A 17,725-nucleotide genomic window follows, 5' to 3' on the forward strand; every position below is an offset into this window, starting at 1 on the left:
CCACATGTTGTGGCGGCTGCGCGGGTCCAGGCCGGTGGTGGGCTCGTCGAGGAAGATGATCCGCGGGTTGCCGACCAGGGTCATGGCGATGTCCAGGCGGCGCTTCATGCCGCCGGAGTAGGTCGAGGCGGGCTTCTTCGCGGCCTCGGTGAGGTCGAGGCGCGCCAGCAACTCGGCGGTGCTGCGGCGGCCCTCGCGCTTGGGGAGGTGGTGCAGGTCGGCCATGAGGAGCATGTTCTCCTCGCCGGTGATCAGCCCGTCGACGGCGGAGAACTGCCCGGTGACGCCGATCGCGGCGCGGACTCCGTCGGGTGAGGCGGCGACGTCGTGACCCGCGACCTGGGCCTGTCCGCCGTCGGCCCGGATGAGCGTGGAGAGGATCTTGACCGCGGTGGTCTTGCCGGCGCCGTTCGGGCCGAGCAGGGAGAAGACGGTGCCGGTCGGCACGGCCAGGTCGATGCCGTCGAGGACCGTCCTGCCCCCGTATGCCTTGCGCAGGCCCTCGGCCGCGATGGCGGGCGAGGGCGATGTCGTTGTCGTCATGCCGCAGAGGTTGCGGCAGGACGCATTCAGCCTGGTTTCACGACGGTTTCAGCACCTGGAATCGGGCGACGGGGGGTTGCTTCGACGCCCCGTTCTCGCACTGCGCCGGTCCGCCGCACCGAGCCGCCCACGCACCCTCGTGGTTGACGACCATCCGACATGAAGGCGTTTGTGCGGGCCGATGTCGAGGGTCTCGAGCGGCTGCTCACGGAGGACGTGATCGTGGAGATGCCGCCGATGCTCAACTCGTTCGCCGGCCCCGCGCTGTGGCGCGTCGTCCGCTCGCGACGGGAGAGGGTTTCCACCTCCGATGAAGCTCGAAAATCTATCGCGGCGGGAGTAGACATCGTGGAAGTCGGTGGGTATGTTTTCTCTCGTAGCCAAGCGAATCAGTGAGGCGCGACAGAGACGAACTGGCGCGCGTTGTTGAGGGTTCGACAGCAGAGTCCCGGGGCCGTGTGTTGTTCGGTGAAGGGTTCCGGAGGCTGGTTGTCGGGCCGAGGAGAAACTGAGGGCGGCCCACCGGGCCGCCGTGCGGGACGAGCAGTAACCCGGCAGTACCTGCAGTTCGGTTGTACCCGCGGTGGCATTACACGTTGCACGAGGTAGGAAGGAAGGAGTGAACGCCATCCGGATCGCCCGCTCGGTGCGGTGAGGTTGTTCGGCCGAGCGGGATCCGTTGAGACACCGGTACGAAAGGTGGTCCGCGGTCACGCAATTGCGATCCCCGCAGCCCCGCCACGTGAGGCGGGTGCGGAACAGGTAGACCGACACGTCGGTGTCGGTGGATGGTGTGGATTTCTTTCGGGGCCCTGGTGCCGTAACGGCGCCAGGGCCCCTCGACGCGTTTCCCTGTCGACTTTGACCAACGTGAACCCGGACCAACGTGAACCCGGACGAATGTGAACCCAAGACAGGCACCGATGGCTTCAGAAAATCTGTCATGTTCATGGTAGACATTCGCATACAACGTAGCTAACGTTCTCTGTGTCGGAATCGAAGGAAACGTCAAACGGACGTGGCAGATGACGAACTGCCCGTGCAGCGGCACAAGTTGGTTGAGGGATCGTCGGGGCCGGTGTGTGCGAAGGGCTCCGACGGCCGAAGGAAGCAGGACCCGTCGGCAGGTCGGGACCGAGCGGTAGTAGGGGTTTCGGCCGACGACGGGAGCAGGCAGAGGCAGGCAATCGCAGTAGATCGCAGTGCAGTTGTCGGTCAGAGGAGAAAGGGAAGGGTCCAGGCGCCATCGGGTCGCCCGCAGGCGGTGACTTCCGCCGAACGGGCACCGCGGTCCATCCGAACGGAAGGTGGTCTTCGGTCACGCATCAGCGATCCCCGCACACCCCCCTGCCGCGTGCGGCAGCCGTGCGGATACGACACCGGGCTCGGCAAGCCGGTGGATGGTGAGACAAACCCCAACCCGGACCCCGGTGCCACGGCACCGGGGTCCTCGTCATGAGCGTCGACCCGCATCCCGAACCCGGCGGAGCCCGCGAGACGGACCCCCGGGCCGTGGACCCGGTCGACGATCGGAGGCAGGCGATGGAGCAAGACGCGGGGGACATGGCCGCCCTGGCGAAGCGATTGGCCGCGGCGGCGGAGCAGTTGCTCCTGGCCGTCAAGGGCATGGACGACCTCGGTTGGTCGACGGACTCGTACAGCAGGTCCCACCTGCGCGACGTCGCGAGTTGCCTCAGCAGCAGCGCTACGCGGATCGCCGCTCTCCAGGGCCGACCCGGTTCCCGCAACGACGCGGGCGGCCCCGCGCGCTGACATACGGCAGGACCCCTGCGACAGGAATCGCCTTCGGGACCTACCGGTCGACTCGACATGTCGGGTGCTGTACGGGCAAGCGCCGGCCGGGCCACCCGACCGAGCCGGGTGTGGGCTCCGTGACAGTCCCGGAGGCCGTTTCTGTTACCTTCGGATGTTGCCGGAGCGGAGCGAGTCGACCGACGTCGTCGTGATCGACCGTTGGAGACGCGGGTCTCGAATCAGGACAGGATGCCGTGTGAAGCCTCTCTCGAACGGTGCGGCCACGACGGTCGGTCTGCTCCGGGCAAGTCGCCACGCCGTCCTGGAGGATCTTCCGGACCTGATCGCCGCGCATGCCCGACCGCTGGGTCTGGCCCGCCCGCTGGTCTACCTAGTGGACGTGCAACAACAACTGCTCCGCCTGGTCCCCGGCAGAGGGGAGCACACGCGGGCAGCGGACGTGGTCCCCGAGGCGGAGCTGCGCATCGATGCCACGCTCGCCGGCCGCGCCTTCCAGAGCGTCGAACTCGTCGAGTCGCCGGCAGGCGCCGACGACGTCGACTCCGGCGAAGCGCCCACCAGGCGTTTGTGGCTGCCCCTCGTGGACGGCGCCGAACGCCTGGGCGTCCTGGGCCTGGAAACCGACGAGACCGACGACACCGTCCTCGACAGGGCGCTCGACCTCGCGCTCCTGGTGGGCTTGCTCCTGGTGAGCAAACGCGCCTACAGCGACACCTACGAACGCCTGGTGCGCACCCGCCCGATGGGCCTGGCCGCCGAGATGCAGTGGACCCTGATGCCGCCCGGTTCCTTCGCCGGCGCACAGGCCACCGTCAGCGCGGCCATGGAACCGGCGTACGAGATGGGCGGCGACGCGTACGAGTACGCCGTCGACGGCGACACCGCCCACCTGGCCGTCTTCGACGCCATGGGCCACGACACCTCCGCCGGCCTCACCGTCGCCCTCGCCCTGGCCGGCTGCCGCAGCAGCCGCCGCCACGGCGTGGGCCTGGTCGAAACCAGCGAGGCGATCGAGACCGCGCTCGTGGAACAGTTCGGCCGCAGCCGCTACGCCACCGCGATCATCGCCGAACTCGACCTGCTCACCGGCGCCTTGACCTGGGTCAACCGCGGCCACCACCCACCGATCGTGATCCGCAACGGCCAATGGGTCGCCACCCTGGAACGCCCGCCCGCTCACCCGATGGGCACGGACATGGGCCTGCCCGTCACGTTGTACGACGAGCAGCTCGAACCCGGCGACTGGCTCCTGCTCTACACCGACGGCGTCACCGACGCCCGCAATCCCCAGGGCGAGATCTTCGGACTGGACCGCTTCGTCGACTTCGTCATCCGCCACATAGCTGACGGCCTCCCCGCCCCCGAAACCCTGCGCCGGCTCATCCGAGCGATCCGCGAATACCACCACGACCGTCTCCGGGACGATGCCACCATCCTGCTCCTGCAATGGCACGGCGCCGGCTCCTGATCGCGGCGAGCCGGGGAACATCCCGCTCCCGGCCCGTCCGGCTCATGCCGCGGGTCGGACCACGGCGAGGACATCCCATCCGTGGGCACCAGGCGCGGACTCCCGCGCCACAACCGTTGCATCCGTTGCGTCACCGATGGTGCCCAGCCGCGCGCCGACCCGCCGATCGAGCCGGCCCGCCGCCACACCCGCACCGCCGATCGAGACAGTCGCGCTCCTCGGAGGGCGGCCGCCGGGCCCGCTTGGCGTAGCGGGCGAAGGGCCGCTCGGACCCAGGCGGCGCTCGTTCGTGCGGCACGCACCGGTCCCGGGCGCCGTTTCGCCTCAGGGCGGTGGGCGTCGAGGTCGGCCCAGACGGTCTTGCCGGCCCGGTGTGTCCGAACGCCCCAGTCGGTGGTGATGGTGTCGAGGATGTGCAGTCCGAAGCCGCCTTCGTGTTCGGCACCGGTGTCGCGGCGCGTCGGCGTTCGGGGATCGGTGTCGGAGACGGACAACCGTACGCCGCGCCGGGTCCGGCGCAGGGCCAGTCGCACGTCCCCATCGGTGTGCAGTTGCGCGTTCGTCAGCAATTCCGAGGCGACCAGGACGACCGCCGCGACGCGGTCCTTGTCCCAGCCCCAGTCGGTGAGAGTGGTCCGCATCGCTTTCCGGGCTCGACCGCAAGCCCCGGTCTGTCGTGGCACGCGCCATCGGACGAGGGAACGTCGGAGTCGAGGCATGACCTTCCTCACAGGCACGTGGTGGACAGCGGACGATACTCCGGGTCGACTTTCGGCATACGGGCCCGCCGAGACCGGGAGTCCTGCCGCTGCTCTCGTCCGGACGGCCGATGAGCGCGGCATTCGAACGGGAGAGCGCGAACCCTCCCGGAATGAGGTGACCTGCCCGCTCGTACCCATCGGCGATCCTTCCCCGCGGTCGACGCCGTCGTGTCGCACGCCTGCCCGGCGACCCGGCGGCTACGCGTCACCCGATCGAATGGTTCGTCAGGTCGACAACACGGTCCACACGATTGCGGTCGTGTGGACGCGACAGCTTGGGCTCGACAGCCGGGCTCGCCGCGACCGGATCGGCGAGTACGGCTCCGACGTCGCGGTTCGTCGACGTCATGGTTCGGCCCGGCGGAGCGGACCGCGGACCATGGCGTCAACCTGGTGATCCACCGCCGCCGAGCCCACCCGGGGGCCGCGTGTGCTCCTCGGGTCAGGGTGAAACGCACGAGACGGGAATCCGCTGCACCGCGTTGTTCCCGAATCCGCCGCGATTCCAGGACTGGGTGAGCGGCTGGTCGTTACCCAGCGCATCCGTCGCCCGCACACTCAGTACGTGGCAGCCGACCGTGGCCTGCCACCTCGCGCTCCACCCCCGCCAGGCCCACCGATGATGGTCTGCCGGGGCGAGGTCCGCCATTGTCCAGGTGCGCCCGTCATCCGCGCTGACCTCGACCCGGGCAACCGCTCCGAACCCGGACCATGCCCGCCCCTCCAACAGCACCGGGCCTGGCCGTACCACCCGCGCCCTCGACATGAAGTCCGGAAAACCGGGCGGAATCATCAACGCCCGCGGGGCGATCCGCGTCACCGGCTCACCCGGTTCGTCCTGCCTTTGTCGGTACCGATAGGCCACCGCCTGTTGGAAGCCCGCGAAAGGCGCGTCGACCAGTGTGATCTCGCGTAGCCATTTCACCTGCGCCATCCCGTACCAGCCCGGCACCACCAGGCGTAGCGGGCAGCCGTGTTGCGGGGGCAGCGGCATTCCGTTCATGTCGTAGGCCACCAGCACTTCCGGCTCCGGATCGCTTCCGGTGCACACCGCCGTGGGCAGACTGCGCCGGTAATCCTGCTCGACGCCGCGCTCCACGCCGTGGTCGACCCCGCGGAAGACCGCCTCGACGGCGTCCGCCTCCACCCCGGCTTCGGCAAGCAGCAGGCGCAGCGGGACCCCGGTCCACTCGGCGGTGCCGACCGCCTCGACCAGCCACGGCTGACTGACCGGTCGGGGCGTCAGCCGTGCCCGGCCGTTGCCGGCACACTCCATCGTCACGCGATGGGTCACGGCCGGGAAGGATCGCAGCGTCCGCATGTCCAGGGTCAGTGGTGTGCGCACCCGACCACCCACCACGAGCCGCCAGTCGTCGACGCGGGCCGCGGGGATGTCGTAGTGGGTGAGCAGGTAGTGCAATCCGGGTGGGGTCACATCGTGGCGCAGAGCCTCCAGGGGCAGGCCGTGGTTGCGCGCCGCGAGCGCCAGTTCCTCCGGGCTGATCTCCTCGTCAGGACCGGCGATTCGTCCCGGGGAGCTGATGTCGCCCATGCGATGGTTCATTGATTCCATGGTGCGCTTCGGCCCGAGCCCGGGCATCCGCTGCGGAGCCACGCCGGCCCCGGATCGGGGCCGGCTCGCTCGGATGGTTCGCCGGTACAACCGACTGATCGACGAACAACCTCGGCCCGGCCCGGACTGTCAGGGCCGGGCCGGGTGTGTGCGTGCCAAGCGATGCCAAGGGCGGTGCGCGCATCGGCCCGGGCGCCGATGCCGGCGGGCGCGTCGGCCGGTGCCGTGAGGCCGCGAGTGAGCGCACCGGCGCCCGGGTGGTGTGCCGACTGTCGTGCCGGTCAGTCGGTGCCCGACTCCATGGCGGCACGGTCGAGCATGAGATCGCCGTCGCTCTCGACCCTGCCGCGGGAGGCGATGACCTCGGCGCCGCCCTGCGGCATCGCACCGATCAGCTCGGTGGAGGTGTCCTGGGCGGCACTGATGAGGGCCGCATGGGTGTGACCGACGATGCCGAGCAGGGCGTACTGCTCCAGTTTGGCGCGGGAGTCGGCGATGTCGAGGTTGCGCATGGTGAGTTGGCCGATCCGGTCCACCGGGCCGAACGCCGAGTCTTCGGTGCGTTCCATGGACAGCTTGTCCGGGTGGTAGCTGAACGTCGGGCCGGAGGTGTCCATGACCGAGTAGTCCTCGCCGCGCCGCAGCCGCAGCGTCACTTCACCGGTGACCGCCGTACCCACCCAGCGCTGCAGGGACTCCCGGATCATCAGCGCCTGGGGGTCGAGCCAGCGGCCTTCGTACATGAGGCGACCGAGGCGCCGGCCTTCGTTGTGGTACTGCGCGAGGGTGTCCTCGTTGTGGATCGCGTTGACCAGGCGCTCGTACGCGGCGTGCAGCAGCGCCATGCCCGGGGCCTCGTAGATGCCGCGGCTCTTGGCCTCGATGATCCGGTTCTCGATCTGGTCGGACATGCCCATGCCGTGGCGTCCGCCGATGGTGTTCGCCTCCATCACCAGGTCGACCGGGGTGGCGAACTCCTTGCCGTTGATCGCCACCGGGCGGCCTTGGGCGAAGGTGATCGTCACGTCCTCGGTCGTGATCTCGACCTCGGGGTCCCAGAACCGCACGCCCATGATCGGGTCGACGGTCTCGACGCCGGTGTCGAGGCGTTCCAGGGTCTTGGCCTCGTGGGTGGCGCCCCAGATGTTGGCGTCGGTGGAGTAGGCCTTCTCGGTGCTGTCGCGGTAGGGGAGGTCGTGGGCGAGTAGCCACTCCGACATCTCCTTGCGTCCGCCGAGTTCGGAGACGAAGTCCGCGTCGAGCCATGGCTTGTAGATGCGCAGGTTCGGGTTGGTGAGCAGACCGTAACGGTAGAACCGCTCGATGTCGTTGCCCTTGAACGTCGAGCCGTCGCCCCAGATCTGCACGTCGTCGGCGAGCATCGCCCGGACCAGCAGGGTCCCGGTGACGGCGCGGCCGAGCGGCGTCGTGTTGAAGTAGGCCCGCCCGCCCGAGCGGATGTGGAACGCGCCGCAGGCGAGTGCGGCCAAGCCCTCCTCGACCAGCGCCGCACGGCAGTCGACCAGGCGCGCGATCTCGGCGCCGTACGCCGACGCGCGGCTGGGCACCGAGGCGATGTCCGGCTCGTCGTACTGGCCGATGTCAGCGGTGTAGGTGCACGGGACGGCCCCCTTGTCGCGCATCCACGCGACCGCGACGGAGGTGTCGAGCCCACCGGAGAAGGCGATGCCGACACGTTCGCCGATGGGCAGAGAGGTAAGAACCTTGGACATGGAAAGAGTATGCTGCACTCCGCATGAATATGCAACGAGGGGAGTGGGGAACCGGAACTTATGGCTCAGGTCGCCGACTTGAGCTCTCGGAGACGGCCCGGCGTGCCCGGCCCGCCTCGCGCCCTCGTGACGGATCAACCGCCGGCGGGGCGTCGTCATCGAGCACTCGGCGCGGCACGCGACGACGCTCGGACGAAGCCGGCGACGCGGGCGCGCGCTCCGGGCGGGAGTTCGGTTCCGTCGTGCGGGTGTGTATGGCGAGGGGTCGACATCCCTGCGGATACTGCCGCGTCGGGTGGAGGCGGATGAGGAACGGTGGCTCCTTCGTCGCCCGGTTGGTCACCAGCCGGAGACGCGTTCCCAGAAGGTCTGAATCGTCGGTGCCGTGTTCGTGGTCAGTGCGCCGTCGACGACGTGATAGCCGCGGTGTTGGGCGGCGGTGGCGCAGGCGTGGTTGGGCAGGATGCGCAGTCGGGTGCCGACGGGCAGGTCGGGCAGGTGGGCGCCGTCGCGGGCGGTGAGGGTGCCGTGTTCCTGGCTTGCGGCCGTCATGAGCAGGCCCGATATGAGGTTGCCGTCCAGGTCGGTGACCAGGCCGTAGCCCTGGTCCTGCGACTGGGCGGCGGTGCCTCGGTCGCGGGACATGGCCATCCAGCCGCCGTCGGTGACGATCCACCCGTACTCGCGGCGGTGGCCGATGACGGTGACGACGACCGACAGGGCGAGATCCTCGATCCGGCAGATGCCGATGCCGGCCATCACCAGGTCGAAGAAGACGTAGTTCCCCGCGCGCAGTTCGGTGACTCCGTCGAGGTTCTCGGCCGCGTGGGCCGTGGGGGTGGAGCCGACACTGACGGTGGCCACGGGCATTCCGGCCGCGCGCAGCCGCTCGGCCGCGGCGACGGCGGTGTCGCGTTCGTTCTTCGCCGCCAGGCGCCGTTCCTCGGCGGTGTAGGCGAAGTAGGACTCACCCGCGTGGGCCAGTACGCCGTCCAGACATCCCGCGTCGTGCAGGACGCGGCCGATCTCGGTGAGCGCGGGGGCGTCGGGCTCGACGCCGCCTCGGTGGCCGTCGCAGTCGATCTCGATCTGAGTGGGGATGGGAACGCCGGCCCGGCGAGAGGCTTCGGCGACGAATGCCGCCTGCTCGACACTGTCCAGCAGGATCCGCAGAGTGACACCGCGGCGCAGCAGCGCGAGGACGCGCGTGAGTTTGTGGGGGTCGATCCCGACGGCGTAGGTGATGTCGATGTAACCGCCGTCGGCGAACGCCTCGGCCTCGGCCAGGGTGGAGACGGTGACCGGACAGGGCGTGTCGTGCGTGAGGCCGGCGACGTCGAGGCTCTTGGCCGTCTTCACGTGGGGGCGTAGGGCGACCCCGAGCCGGTCGGCCCGCGCCGCCAGTCGTTCGATGTTGCGCCGGGCCTTGTGGACGTCGACGACGGCGAACGGGGTGTCGGGGTCGGCCAGCGTCCGGGTGGCCTCGGGGCCGGTGGCGCTTGCGGGGGTGCTCACAGGGAGATGTCCGTCTTCTTCAGGAGGGCCAGGCCCGGATACAGGTCCTGCACTCCGATTCCGGAGCTGTCGAAGGCCGTGATGTCGTTGTCGTCGATGCGTCCCGTGGGGTGACCGGTGAGGACCTCGCCGAGCGGGGTGAGGACCGTCCGCGCGGGGGAGTGCCGGCTTTCGCCCAGGCGGCGCGCGGTCGGTGGCCGGCCGGAGGCGGATGCCGGAACGGGGCGAGTGGTCGAGCCGGCGGCGGTCACGAGGCGCCCTTCACTTGGTGTAGTTGTAGACGGTCGCCCGGGACACGCCGAGCAGGTCCGCGATGGTCTGCGCGGCATCGCGCGAGTCGAAGTGGCCCTCCTGGTGCAGTTGCCGCACGAGGGCCCTCTTGCTCTCCCTGCTCAGCGACCGAGGGGCCGCCGCGCGCTCCGCGGCCAGTTCCTCCACCGCCCGGCGCAGCTCGCGGGCGTTGCGGTCCCGGAGGGATTCCAGGGACTGGTCGCGGTGCTCGGTGTCGGTGGCCACGAGGTTCGACAGCGCGAGGGTCACCGGCGACAGCACCGACACGTCCAGGTTCAGGCAGAGGGCGGCGACGTACTCGCCGGTGGCGTTCCTGATCCCGATGGACGTGCTCTTGACCGGGCGGCCGTCGGGGAATTGATTGGGGTAGTTCTGGATGACACTGGGGTAGCTCGGGTCCTCGATCCGGGCCAGGCCCAGCTCTGTGACCGAATCCCCGACCTTGCGGCCGGAAAGGTTGTTCTCGATCGCCCGGATCGCATGCCGCGGATTCCGCAGATCGTGCAGAACCACTTCGCACAGTCCCGGAAACATCCGGCCCAGCGCGACAGCGATCCTTTCGACCTCACGGATGAGATGCTCGTCCGCCTCGGTGGGGGCCGCGGCGACCATGTCCGTGCGCTCGCCCGTCTCCGGACCGTCGATGGGTTCCATGAGGTCCTCCCAGCTTGATTATATTTATTGTCTACTGTTGGACAGCAAGTCTAAGTAGCTCGCTCGGTGGTTGTCCAGCGGGCCGTCGGTCCGCGAGGCGACCCGAGGGCGGGGGCTCTTACGTGGTGAGGTGCTGCTTGGTGTCGGAGTCGCAGGTGGTGGCCTCGGGGGTGACGCCGTGCTGCTCCTCCTCGGGGCGGCCCTTCCTGGGGAGGAGGAAGGTGATGGCGAAAAAGGCCGCCAGCAGGCACGCCTGGACGATCAGCGCGCGATGGAAGCCGCCGGTGAAGTCACCGGTCTCGGCCTGGGCGAAGAACACCGATCCGAAGATCGCGACGCCGATGGAACCGCCGACCGCTTGGACCGCCGACAGGACGCCGGAGGCGGAACCGATCTCGTCGTCGTCGACCGCGGCCAGGATGAAGCTGAACAGGGCGGCGATCACCATGCCGGCGCCGATGCCCGCCACCGCCACACCGGGAGCGATGTCCCAGATCGAGAACGAGGCGGTGTCGAGGCCGTCGAGTTCGAACCACAACACGGTGGTTCCGAGCAACTGGACCAGTGGACCGATCTGCAGCACCCTGCGCCCGATCCGGTCCGCGAGGAAGGCGCCGCTGACGGCTCCCCCGATCGCGGTGCCCACCGCGAGCGGCAGGTTGCCGAGTCCCGCGTCACCGGCGGTGAAGTGCCGGCCGATCTGGAGGTAGAGGGTCAGCACGAGTTGCGTGCCGATCAGCCCGCCGAAGAACAAGGCGATGCCGCCGAGCCCGACGGTGAAGGCGGACTTGCGCAGCAGGCCCGCCCTCACCAACGGCTCACGACCTGCGGCGGCCGTACGGCGCTGCTGCACGGCGAACAGGGCGAACCCGATCACCGAGGCGGACATGCACAGCCATGTCCACAGTGGCCAGTCGTCCTCCTGTCCCTGGTTCAGCGGCAGCACCAGGAGGGCGCAGGAGGCTGCCACCAGGACCGCGCCGACCGTGTCGATCCGCACCGCGCGGTCGCCCGCCTTCCTGGGCACGAACTTCGCGGCGATGATCAACGCCGCGAGGCCGACGGGCAGGTTGATCAGGAACACCGAGCGCCAGCCCAGGCCGAAGAAGTCGCCCTCGATGAGGAAGCCGCCCAGGATCGGGCCGATGATGCCGCCCAGACCGAGGACGGGACCGAAGATCGCGAAGACCTTGGTGAGTTCCGGGCCGGAGAAGTTCTCCCGCAGCAGGCCCAGGCCCTGCGGAAGCAGCATCGCCCCGGCGGTGCCCTGCAGCAGACGGAAGACGATCAACGACTCGATGGTCGGCGCGATCGCGCACAGCAGCGAGCATGCGGTGAAGGCCGCCAGGCCGATCAGGAACATCCGGCGCCGCCCGTAACGGTCGCCGAGCCGGCCACCCAGAACGAGACCGGCGCCCAGGGTCAGAGCGTAGCCGCCGATCACCCACTGCAGTCCGACGGAACCGGCGCCGAGAGACTCCTCCAGCGCGGGTCCGGCGACGTTGACGATCGAGGCGTCCAGGAGATCCATGATCTCCGCGGCGATCATCACCACCAGGATCAGCCACCGCCAACGGTAGGGCGCGGTGGTCTCCTCGGGGGCAAGAGGCGGATTGCGCACGCGTAATACCTCCATGGTGAAGTAATTCCACCATGAAGGTAAAGTGGCGACGGTAGGTTGTCAAAGCGGGCCGCCGGCGTGGACCGCACGGCAGGAGAGAAAGGTGGAGGGGTTCCATGGAGGAAGCGACCCGCGACGGTGTCGCGGCGCAGCGTGAGCGGCTGATGGAATCGCTGAGGATCTACGGCGGCCACTACGCCGAGCTCAGCCGGCGCTTCGCCGCCTGGCTGGGCCTGCACTCCACGGACGCGACCGCGGTACTGGAGATCGCCGCTGCCGAAGAGCGCGGCACCCCCTTGTCACCGGCACGGCTGAGCGAGCGGATCTCCCTGTCCACGGGGGCGACCACCGCACTCCTGAACCGTCTCGAAGCGGCCGGGCACATCACCCGCTTCCGCGAACACTCCGACCGGCGCATCATCACCCTGCGCAGCGGCGGGCACATCCAGGAACGGGCGGACGAGTTCTTCGGCCCGCTCGCCCGCCGCCTCGACACCGCGATGTCGCACTACCCGCCGCAACTCCTGGAACAGATCGAGTCGTTCATGACCGACCTCAACTCCACCATGGACACCCACCTCGCGGAACAGGGCACGGCGACCCCGCGTTCCCCCGACGGCCCCGGTGACCGGACTCCCTAGCCGGGGCGGCGTGGACACGGCGTCGTTTGGACCTCTGAGCCTGGCGGGAGCCGGCGGCGGTGCTCATTTCCTCGTGCTGTCGTCATCGTCATCGGGCCCGGCGGCGTTCGGGTCGCGCGGTGGTCGCAGGCTGCCGGCGGCCGGGGTGGAGGTGCCGAAGCCGGACCGGCCGAGCACGTTGAGGTTGCGGTGCTCGATCGGGGATCGCAGGTCGGGGGGTCGGCCATGGTGCGGGCCGCGATCGCGGCGCCGGGTGGTGTGGGCGGCAGACGGGACGGACGGGTTGCGTGGGCGCAGGGTGGTGAGGGCGAGGAGTCCGGTGAGGAGGTACAGGCCGGCTTGGGCGTCGAGCAGCGCGAGGGTGCCGTAGCGGTCGGCGAGGGTGCCCGCGATCAGGACGCCGACCAACTGCGCGGCGCCGGCCGAGGCGTTCCCGGCGGCGAGAACGCGGCCGATGTGGGTCGGCGGCGTATGGGTCTGAGTGATTGTGAGCAGGCCGGCCGAGGCCGCCACGCCGGGGACTCCCGCGGCGACGAACAGCCCGGCGTACAGGCCGATCGCGGTGCTCACGGTGGGCGCGGTCCAGGTGGTCAGGGAGATGAGGCCGAACGCGATGAGGCCGGAGCCGACGAGGATGTGCGGGCGCATCCGACCGCCGAGTGCGCCGAGTACGAGGCCGCCCAGTACGCCGCCGATCGCCTGGACACCGCGCAGCAGACCCACGTCGGTGCCGTCGCCGTGCAGGTGGTCCAGGACGAAGACGACGAACAGCACCATGAAGATGCCCTGGGCGAGTTGTCCGAGCGCGGCGATCGCGATCGCGGCGGGCAGCGGGCGGTTTCGTCGGACCACCCGGAGCCCGTCGAGCCATTCGCCGAGCATTCCCGGGCGTGCGACGGGGGGAAGCTCGGGACGGGCGCGGCCGCGGATGCCGGCCGTGAGCGCGGCGGCGAGCACGAACGTCACCGCGTCGACGGCGACCACTCCGGGCAGGCCCAGGAGTTGGATCGCCACACCGCCCAGGGGCGCGCCGACCAGCCGGGCGAGGTTGTCGCTGACGGCGTTCAGCGAGTTGGCGGCGGCGATGCGGTCCCGGCCGACGAGCATCGGGACCAGGGCGGCCTTGGCCGGCGTGCCCAGTCCGGCCAGGCACGATTGCGCTGCGGCGACCGCGTACACGATCCACAGCCGGTCGGCGCCGCCGGCCGCGAGCAGGGGCAGGAGCAGGAGCGCTTGGAGCAGTCCCAGCCGGACCAGGAGCCGCCGTCGGTCCCAACGGTCGACCAGGACGCCGGCGAACGGGGCGACAAGCAGGGCGGGGAGCAATTCGGCGAGGAAGACCGTGGAGGTCGCGGTCGCCGAACCGGTTTGCGTGTACACGTGCACCGGCAGGCTCGCCAACAACATCCAGTCGCCGAGATCGCCGATCAGACCGCCGCTCCACAGCAGCGCGAAGTCCCTTTCGCGCAGCGGCGATCGGGCGCTCACGTCGGTGGTTCCGGGGTGCGCAGCGCGGTCAGGCCCAGATGAACGACCCGGGCGTCCTCGGGCGCGTCCTCTCGGGTGGGCGCGATGTAGGGGCGGAGCAGGGCGTCGATCGCCGCGGTGAGTTCGGCCAGTTCGGCCGCGGTGACGCGCAGACCGTAGCCGGCCATGGTCTCCGCGTCCCGCCAGTGCGGCGGGAGTTCCTCGTGCCGGTCGACGGCCGCGTGGGCGAGTGCCGCGTCGTTGTCGATCCGTACGTGGGCGACCTCCCGTCGGGCCAGCGCGACCACCGGATCGGCGTCGGCGTCGGCCGGTGGATCGTAGATCAATCCGGTCACGGTCGCCCGCCACAGCCGTTCGCGGGCGTCTCCCGCGCTTGCCTCGACCCGCTCGACCAGACCGTATCTGGCGAGTTCCCGGAGGTGGTAGCTGCAGTTGGAGGGGGTCGCCTCGACCACGCTCGCGCACTGGGTCGCGGTCTGCGGGCCGAAGGTCATCAGGTGGGTCAGCAGGCGTTGCCGGACCGGGCCGGCCAGTGCCCGAAGGGTGTCCGCGTCCCCGATCCGCCTGCGTGCTTCCGGTGCCATCGTGGCTCCCGCCGAATTTATGAAGGATTCCCTTGATAGTTGTCGACGCATCGGGAGATGTCAACGGAAGCCGGAAGGCGGAAGCCGGAAGGCGGAAGCATCGGGAACGAGGACGTGCCACGGCCGTCCTGGGACCCCAGGGCCGGGTGACGAGCAGTGACCGACGGGACGCGGAAGCCGCCGGAAAGCAGCTTGTCGAGTCCGCGGGTGTGTTCAGTCGAGAGTCGGCATCAGCGGTGGGCCGCCCGACTCCGCCATCAAGGTGATCTTTCGCAGCAGTGCCACAAGTTGCTCCCGTTCCGCTTCGCTCAGCGGAGCCAGTAGCGCGTTCTCGGTCGCCATCTGATCGCCGATCGTGGACGACCACGCCTCGTGTCCCTTGTCGGTCAGCGTCACGAGCAGGCTCCGGCGGTCTTCCGGGGTGTGCTCCCGGGTCACGTAGCCGGACTTTGCCAGGCGGTCCAGCCGGCTCGTGAGTGTCGCCGGATGGATGTCCAGACCTTCGGCGAGCCGTGTCGGCGTCATCCGGTACGGCTCGCCGGCGGAGCGCAGCCGCCAGAGGATCTCGTATTCCCACATCTTCAACTCGCGTTGGGTGAGCCCGGCTTCCTTTCGACGCTGGAGATGGCGCACCAGCATCTGCATCCGGGTGACGACGCCCTCGACCATCGGGTCCAGATCGGGCACCTCGTGCTTCCAGTGAGCGATGTGCCGGTCGACCGAGTCGGCGGAGGGGACCTGGCCGTGCGTCGTGTCCATGGCGCCAGCATAAGGCAAGTACTACCGATTCATATAATTTGAAATCGTAGTAACGTCGAAGCCCCCGCCCCGAGGAGGTTCCGATGACCCCATGGCCCACCCCGCTCACAGGCCGCATCGACGAGCACGTCATCGACAGCGTCCTGTTGCGCGGCAATCCCCTGGGAGACGCCACACAGAGGCCGTTGTGGGTCTACACCCCACCCGGCTACGACGCCGATGCCGGGCGCCGCTACCCCGTCACCTATCTGCTGCTCGGCTACGCCGGCACCCTCCCGGTATGGCGCAACCACACCCCCTACCGCCGGCCGGTGCCCGAACTCATCGACGGGATCTTCGCCCGCGGCGAGGCACCGCCGATGATTCTGGTGTTCGTCGACGCCTGGACCACCTACGGCGGCAGCCAGTACATCGACTCGCCGGGGACCGGCCGCTACCACTCGTATCTGTGCGAGGAGATCGTGCCGTGGGTCGATGCCCACTACCGGTCGCTCGCCGACCGCGATCACCGGGCGCTGGCAGGGAAGTCGAGCGGCGGGCTCGGCGCGATGATCACATCGATGCTCCGGCCCGACCTCTTCGGCGCGTTCGCGACACACTCGGGCGATTCGTTGTCGGAGGCCCAGTACATCCCTCATTTCCTCATGGCGGCACGCCAGTTGAGAACGTACGACGGCGACATCCTCCGCTGGTGGGACGACTTCCGCGCGCGAGTGGCCTTCACCAAGGACGAGGACCTGAGGCTGCTCGAACTGCTCGGCGTCTCGGCCTGCTTCTCGCCCGCTCCGGACGGCACGCCACAGTTGCCCTTCGACCCGCGCACAGGCGCACTCCGGCCGGAGATCTGGCAGCGCTGGCTGGACTGGGACCCGGTGAGGATGGCGCCACTGCACGGCGAGGCACTGCGATCCCAGCGGGCGATCTGGATCGACGCGGGCACCCGCGACGAATGGTTCCTCGACTTGGGGGCACAGGCGTTCCGCGATGCCCTCGCCGAGGCCGGAGTGGATGGGGACGTCATACGCTTCGAGTTGTTCGACGCGGGACACCACGCCGTGGAGTACCGGATGCCGCCCGCACTCGCATGGCTCTCCCATCGGATCGCCCACCCGCGATAAAGGCTCGGGGAGCGCGCACATCCCCGTCCCCGTAGGCGCTGTTCGCCGACCGGGTCGGGGCGCGCTCGAACCGCGTCATCGGTCGGACCCGGGGCGAAGCGCGTCGCTCGGCACAACGGTCGCGACGACGCCTCGTGCGGCCGTTCCGTTCGGCCGGGTCCATCCGGCGACCAGGTGTCCGGACGAGCTCCGCGTGGCCTCGACGGGGCGCGGGACGCGGTCGACCCGAACGTCGAACCCGTCGTCCGGGCCGGTTCCGTGCACGGTGACGGTCGGATCGGGGGTGTCACTGTCGCTCTGGTGCTGCGCCGTCGCCTCGCCGCGCAGGAGCGCGCGCAACTGCGCCGTCACCACGGGGTCGTGGAAGCCGTCGTAGATCCACCGCGTGCCGAGCACCCCGTGCTCGGCAATCCCGATCAGCGCCTCGTCGGGGACGCCTTCCAGGGCCGCGCCGCGGTAGCCCATCGGCACCGCGTACGCCACCGGATCCTGCGCGGTCGTGTCCACCACGATCATGAACTCGATCCCGACCGCGCCCTGCGGATCGTCCAGACGGAACCCACCGGCATTGACCAGTTCCGGCGTTCGTCCGTCGCCCACGTACCAGCTCTGCCTCGGCAGCCAGGCGGTGAGCAGATCCAGCTTGCCGGGCGTCATGGTGGTGTGGTGGATCGAGGCCATGCGAACTCCCTCACGCGTGGGTCCGAGCCCGTCCTCCGACGGGAGATGATCGAACCTATAGGAACCTCTATCCGACGCGTGGTTGTCGAGCGCGAGCAGACGGATCCGGGGTTCCGGATCCTGAGCGAAGCGGAGTCGACCCGGTTCGCCGGGGCGACTGATCGTCGGATTTTCGGGCAGGACAGCGATGTTGGTGTGGGCTGTGCCCGGCGCATCCGAGGTGGAATCCGGACAGCCCACGACGCCCCAGCGAGATCCTGGAGTGTGAGCGATGGACAGCCCGGCACGCCGGACACCACCGGAACGCCGAACGTCGGCGGCTCAACGCCGGCAGGACCAAGCGGAACGACGCCGGAGGCGGGCGGTATTCCTACGCGAACTGGCCGAAGCCCGTGCGCTGCGGGCACGTGTGCGACCTCGACGCACACGCAACGAGCGCCTGCGGCAGATGATGCGGGCCCGCACCTTCCGCTATTGACGCCTGCCCTCCGTCGAGCGCGCGCCGGGCCGCCCACGCTC

The 17,725-nt window shown here is 69.6% G+C and carries 16 protein-coding genes and 1 pseudogene; 5 read left to right on the top strand and 12 right to left on the bottom strand.

What is annotated here, in order from left to right; translation table 11 throughout:
- A partial coding sequence (locus tag ACZ4FV_RS38175) for an ABC transporter ATP-binding protein (RefSeq protein ID WP_465325162.1) occupies window positions 1-543 on the bottom strand: 543 nt, incomplete at its 3' end.
- Between the two features lie 159 nt (window positions 544-702).
- Between ACZ4FV_RS38175 and ACZ4FV_RS38180 the strand changes: the two genes are divergently transcribed.
- The 3 genes from ACZ4FV_RS38180 to ACZ4FV_RS38190 all read left to right on the top strand — a co-directional run bounded on the left by ACZ4FV_RS38180 (window position 703) and on the right by ACZ4FV_RS38190 (window position 3,787).
- Window positions 703-939, top strand: coding sequence for a hypothetical protein (locus ACZ4FV_RS38180; protein ID WP_395861019.1), 237 nt, complete (start codon window positions 703-705; stop codon window positions 937-939).
- 1,059 nt (window positions 940-1,998) lie between these two features.
- Window positions 1,999-2,316: a hypothetical protein gene (locus tag ACZ4FV_RS38185; protein WP_402236110.1), complete on the top strand. Its 318-nt coding sequence runs from the start codon at window positions 1,999-2,001 to the stop codon at window positions 2,314-2,316.
- A gap of 238 nt (window positions 2,317-2,554) precedes the next feature.
- Window positions 2,555-3,787, top strand: a complete 1,233-nt coding sequence (locus ACZ4FV_RS38190) for a PP2C family protein-serine/threonine phosphatase (protein ID WP_395861023.1) — start codon at window positions 2,555-2,557, stop codon at window positions 3,785-3,787.
- A gap of 359 nt (window positions 3,788-4,146) precedes the next feature.
- Here ACZ4FV_RS38190 and ACZ4FV_RS38195 read toward each other — a convergent pair.
- The 7 genes and pseudogenes from ACZ4FV_RS38195 to ACZ4FV_RS38225 form a co-directional block, all read right to left on the bottom strand.
- Window positions 4,147-4,686 (bottom strand): annotated as a pseudogene (locus ACZ4FV_RS38195) (ATP-binding protein); the annotation flags it as partial.
- Between the two features lie 304 nt (window positions 4,687-4,990).
- Window positions 4,991-6,112, bottom strand: coding sequence for a sulfite oxidase (locus ACZ4FV_RS38200; RefSeq protein ID WP_395861025.1), 1,122 nt, complete (start codon window positions 6,110-6,112; stop codon window positions 4,991-4,993).
- A gap of 290 nt (window positions 6,113-6,402) precedes the next feature.
- Window positions 6,403-7,854, bottom strand: a complete 1,452-nt coding sequence (gene argG, locus ACZ4FV_RS38205; protein ID WP_395861027.1) for an argininosuccinate synthase — start codon at window positions 7,852-7,854, stop codon at window positions 6,403-6,405.
- Window positions 7,855-8,193: 339 nt separating this feature from the next.
- The gene (locus ACZ4FV_RS38210) at window positions 8,194-9,369 is read right to left on the bottom strand and encodes a DSD1 family PLP-dependent enzyme (RefSeq protein ID WP_395861029.1); all 1,176 of its coding nucleotides are present in this window, start codon (window positions 9,367-9,369) and stop codon (window positions 8,194-8,196) included.
- The gene (locus tag ACZ4FV_RS38215; RefSeq protein ID WP_402236116.1) at window positions 9,366-9,620 is read right to left on the bottom strand and encodes a hypothetical protein; all 255 of its coding nucleotides are present in this window, start codon (window positions 9,618-9,620) and stop codon (window positions 9,366-9,368) included. Before ACZ4FV_RS38215 ends, ACZ4FV_RS38210 begins: the two co-directional genes overlap by 4 nt.
- 10 nt (window positions 9,621-9,630) lie before the next feature.
- Complete coding sequence (locus tag ACZ4FV_RS38220) at window positions 9,631-10,272, bottom strand: helix-turn-helix transcriptional regulator (RefSeq protein WP_402236432.1); 642 nt, start codon at window positions 10,270-10,272, stop codon at window positions 9,631-9,633.
- A 160-nt stretch (window positions 10,273-10,432) separates the two neighbouring features.
- Entirely contained in the window at window positions 10,433-11,950 is a 1,518-nt protein-coding gene (locus ACZ4FV_RS38225) for an MFS transporter (RefSeq protein ID WP_465325167.1), read from the bottom strand.
- 101 nt (window positions 11,951-12,051) lie between these two features.
- On the opposite strand from ACZ4FV_RS38225, the gene ACZ4FV_RS38230 reads away from it, so the two are divergent.
- The gene (locus tag ACZ4FV_RS38230; RefSeq protein ID WP_465325168.1) at window positions 12,052-12,576 is read left to right on the top strand and encodes a MarR family winged helix-turn-helix transcriptional regulator; all 525 of its coding nucleotides are present in this window, start codon (window positions 12,052-12,054) and stop codon (window positions 12,574-12,576) included.
- Window positions 12,577-12,639: 63 nt separating this feature from the next.
- Here the strand turns inward: ACZ4FV_RS38230 and ACZ4FV_RS38235 are convergent, their stop codons facing one another.
- The 3 genes from ACZ4FV_RS38235 to ACZ4FV_RS38245 form a co-directional block, all read right to left on the bottom strand.
- Window positions 12,640-14,064: an MFS transporter gene (locus ACZ4FV_RS38235; protein ID WP_465325170.1), complete on the bottom strand. Its 1,425-nt coding sequence runs from the start codon at window positions 14,062-14,064 to the stop codon at window positions 12,640-12,642.
- Entirely contained in the window at window positions 14,061-14,648 is a 588-nt protein-coding gene (locus ACZ4FV_RS38240) for an ArsR/SmtB family transcription factor (protein WP_402236125.1), read from the bottom strand. The genes ACZ4FV_RS38235 and ACZ4FV_RS38240 overlap by 4 nt, the downstream gene beginning before the upstream one ends.
- Window positions 14,649-14,861: 213 nt before the next feature.
- Window positions 14,862-15,407: a MarR family winged helix-turn-helix transcriptional regulator gene (locus tag ACZ4FV_RS38245; RefSeq protein ID WP_395861041.1), complete on the bottom strand. Its 546-nt coding sequence runs from the start codon at window positions 15,405-15,407 to the stop codon at window positions 14,862-14,864.
- 83 nt (window positions 15,408-15,490) lie between these two features.
- Here ACZ4FV_RS38245 and ACZ4FV_RS38250 point away from each other — a divergent pair, with 83 nt between their 5' ends.
- Window positions 15,491-16,525: an alpha/beta hydrolase gene (locus ACZ4FV_RS38250; RefSeq protein WP_395861043.1), complete on the top strand. Its 1,035-nt coding sequence runs from the start codon at window positions 15,491-15,493 to the stop codon at window positions 16,523-16,525.
- 75 nt (window positions 16,526-16,600) lie between these two features.
- Here ACZ4FV_RS38250 and ACZ4FV_RS38255 read toward each other — a convergent pair whose 3' ends face one another.
- Entirely contained in the window at window positions 16,601-17,206 is a 606-nt protein-coding gene (locus ACZ4FV_RS38255) for a maltokinase N-terminal cap-like domain-containing protein (RefSeq protein ID WP_395861044.1), read from the bottom strand.
- Window positions 17,207-17,725: the final 519 nt, after the last annotated feature.

The organism is Embleya sp. NPDC025285, assembly GCF_055558835.1.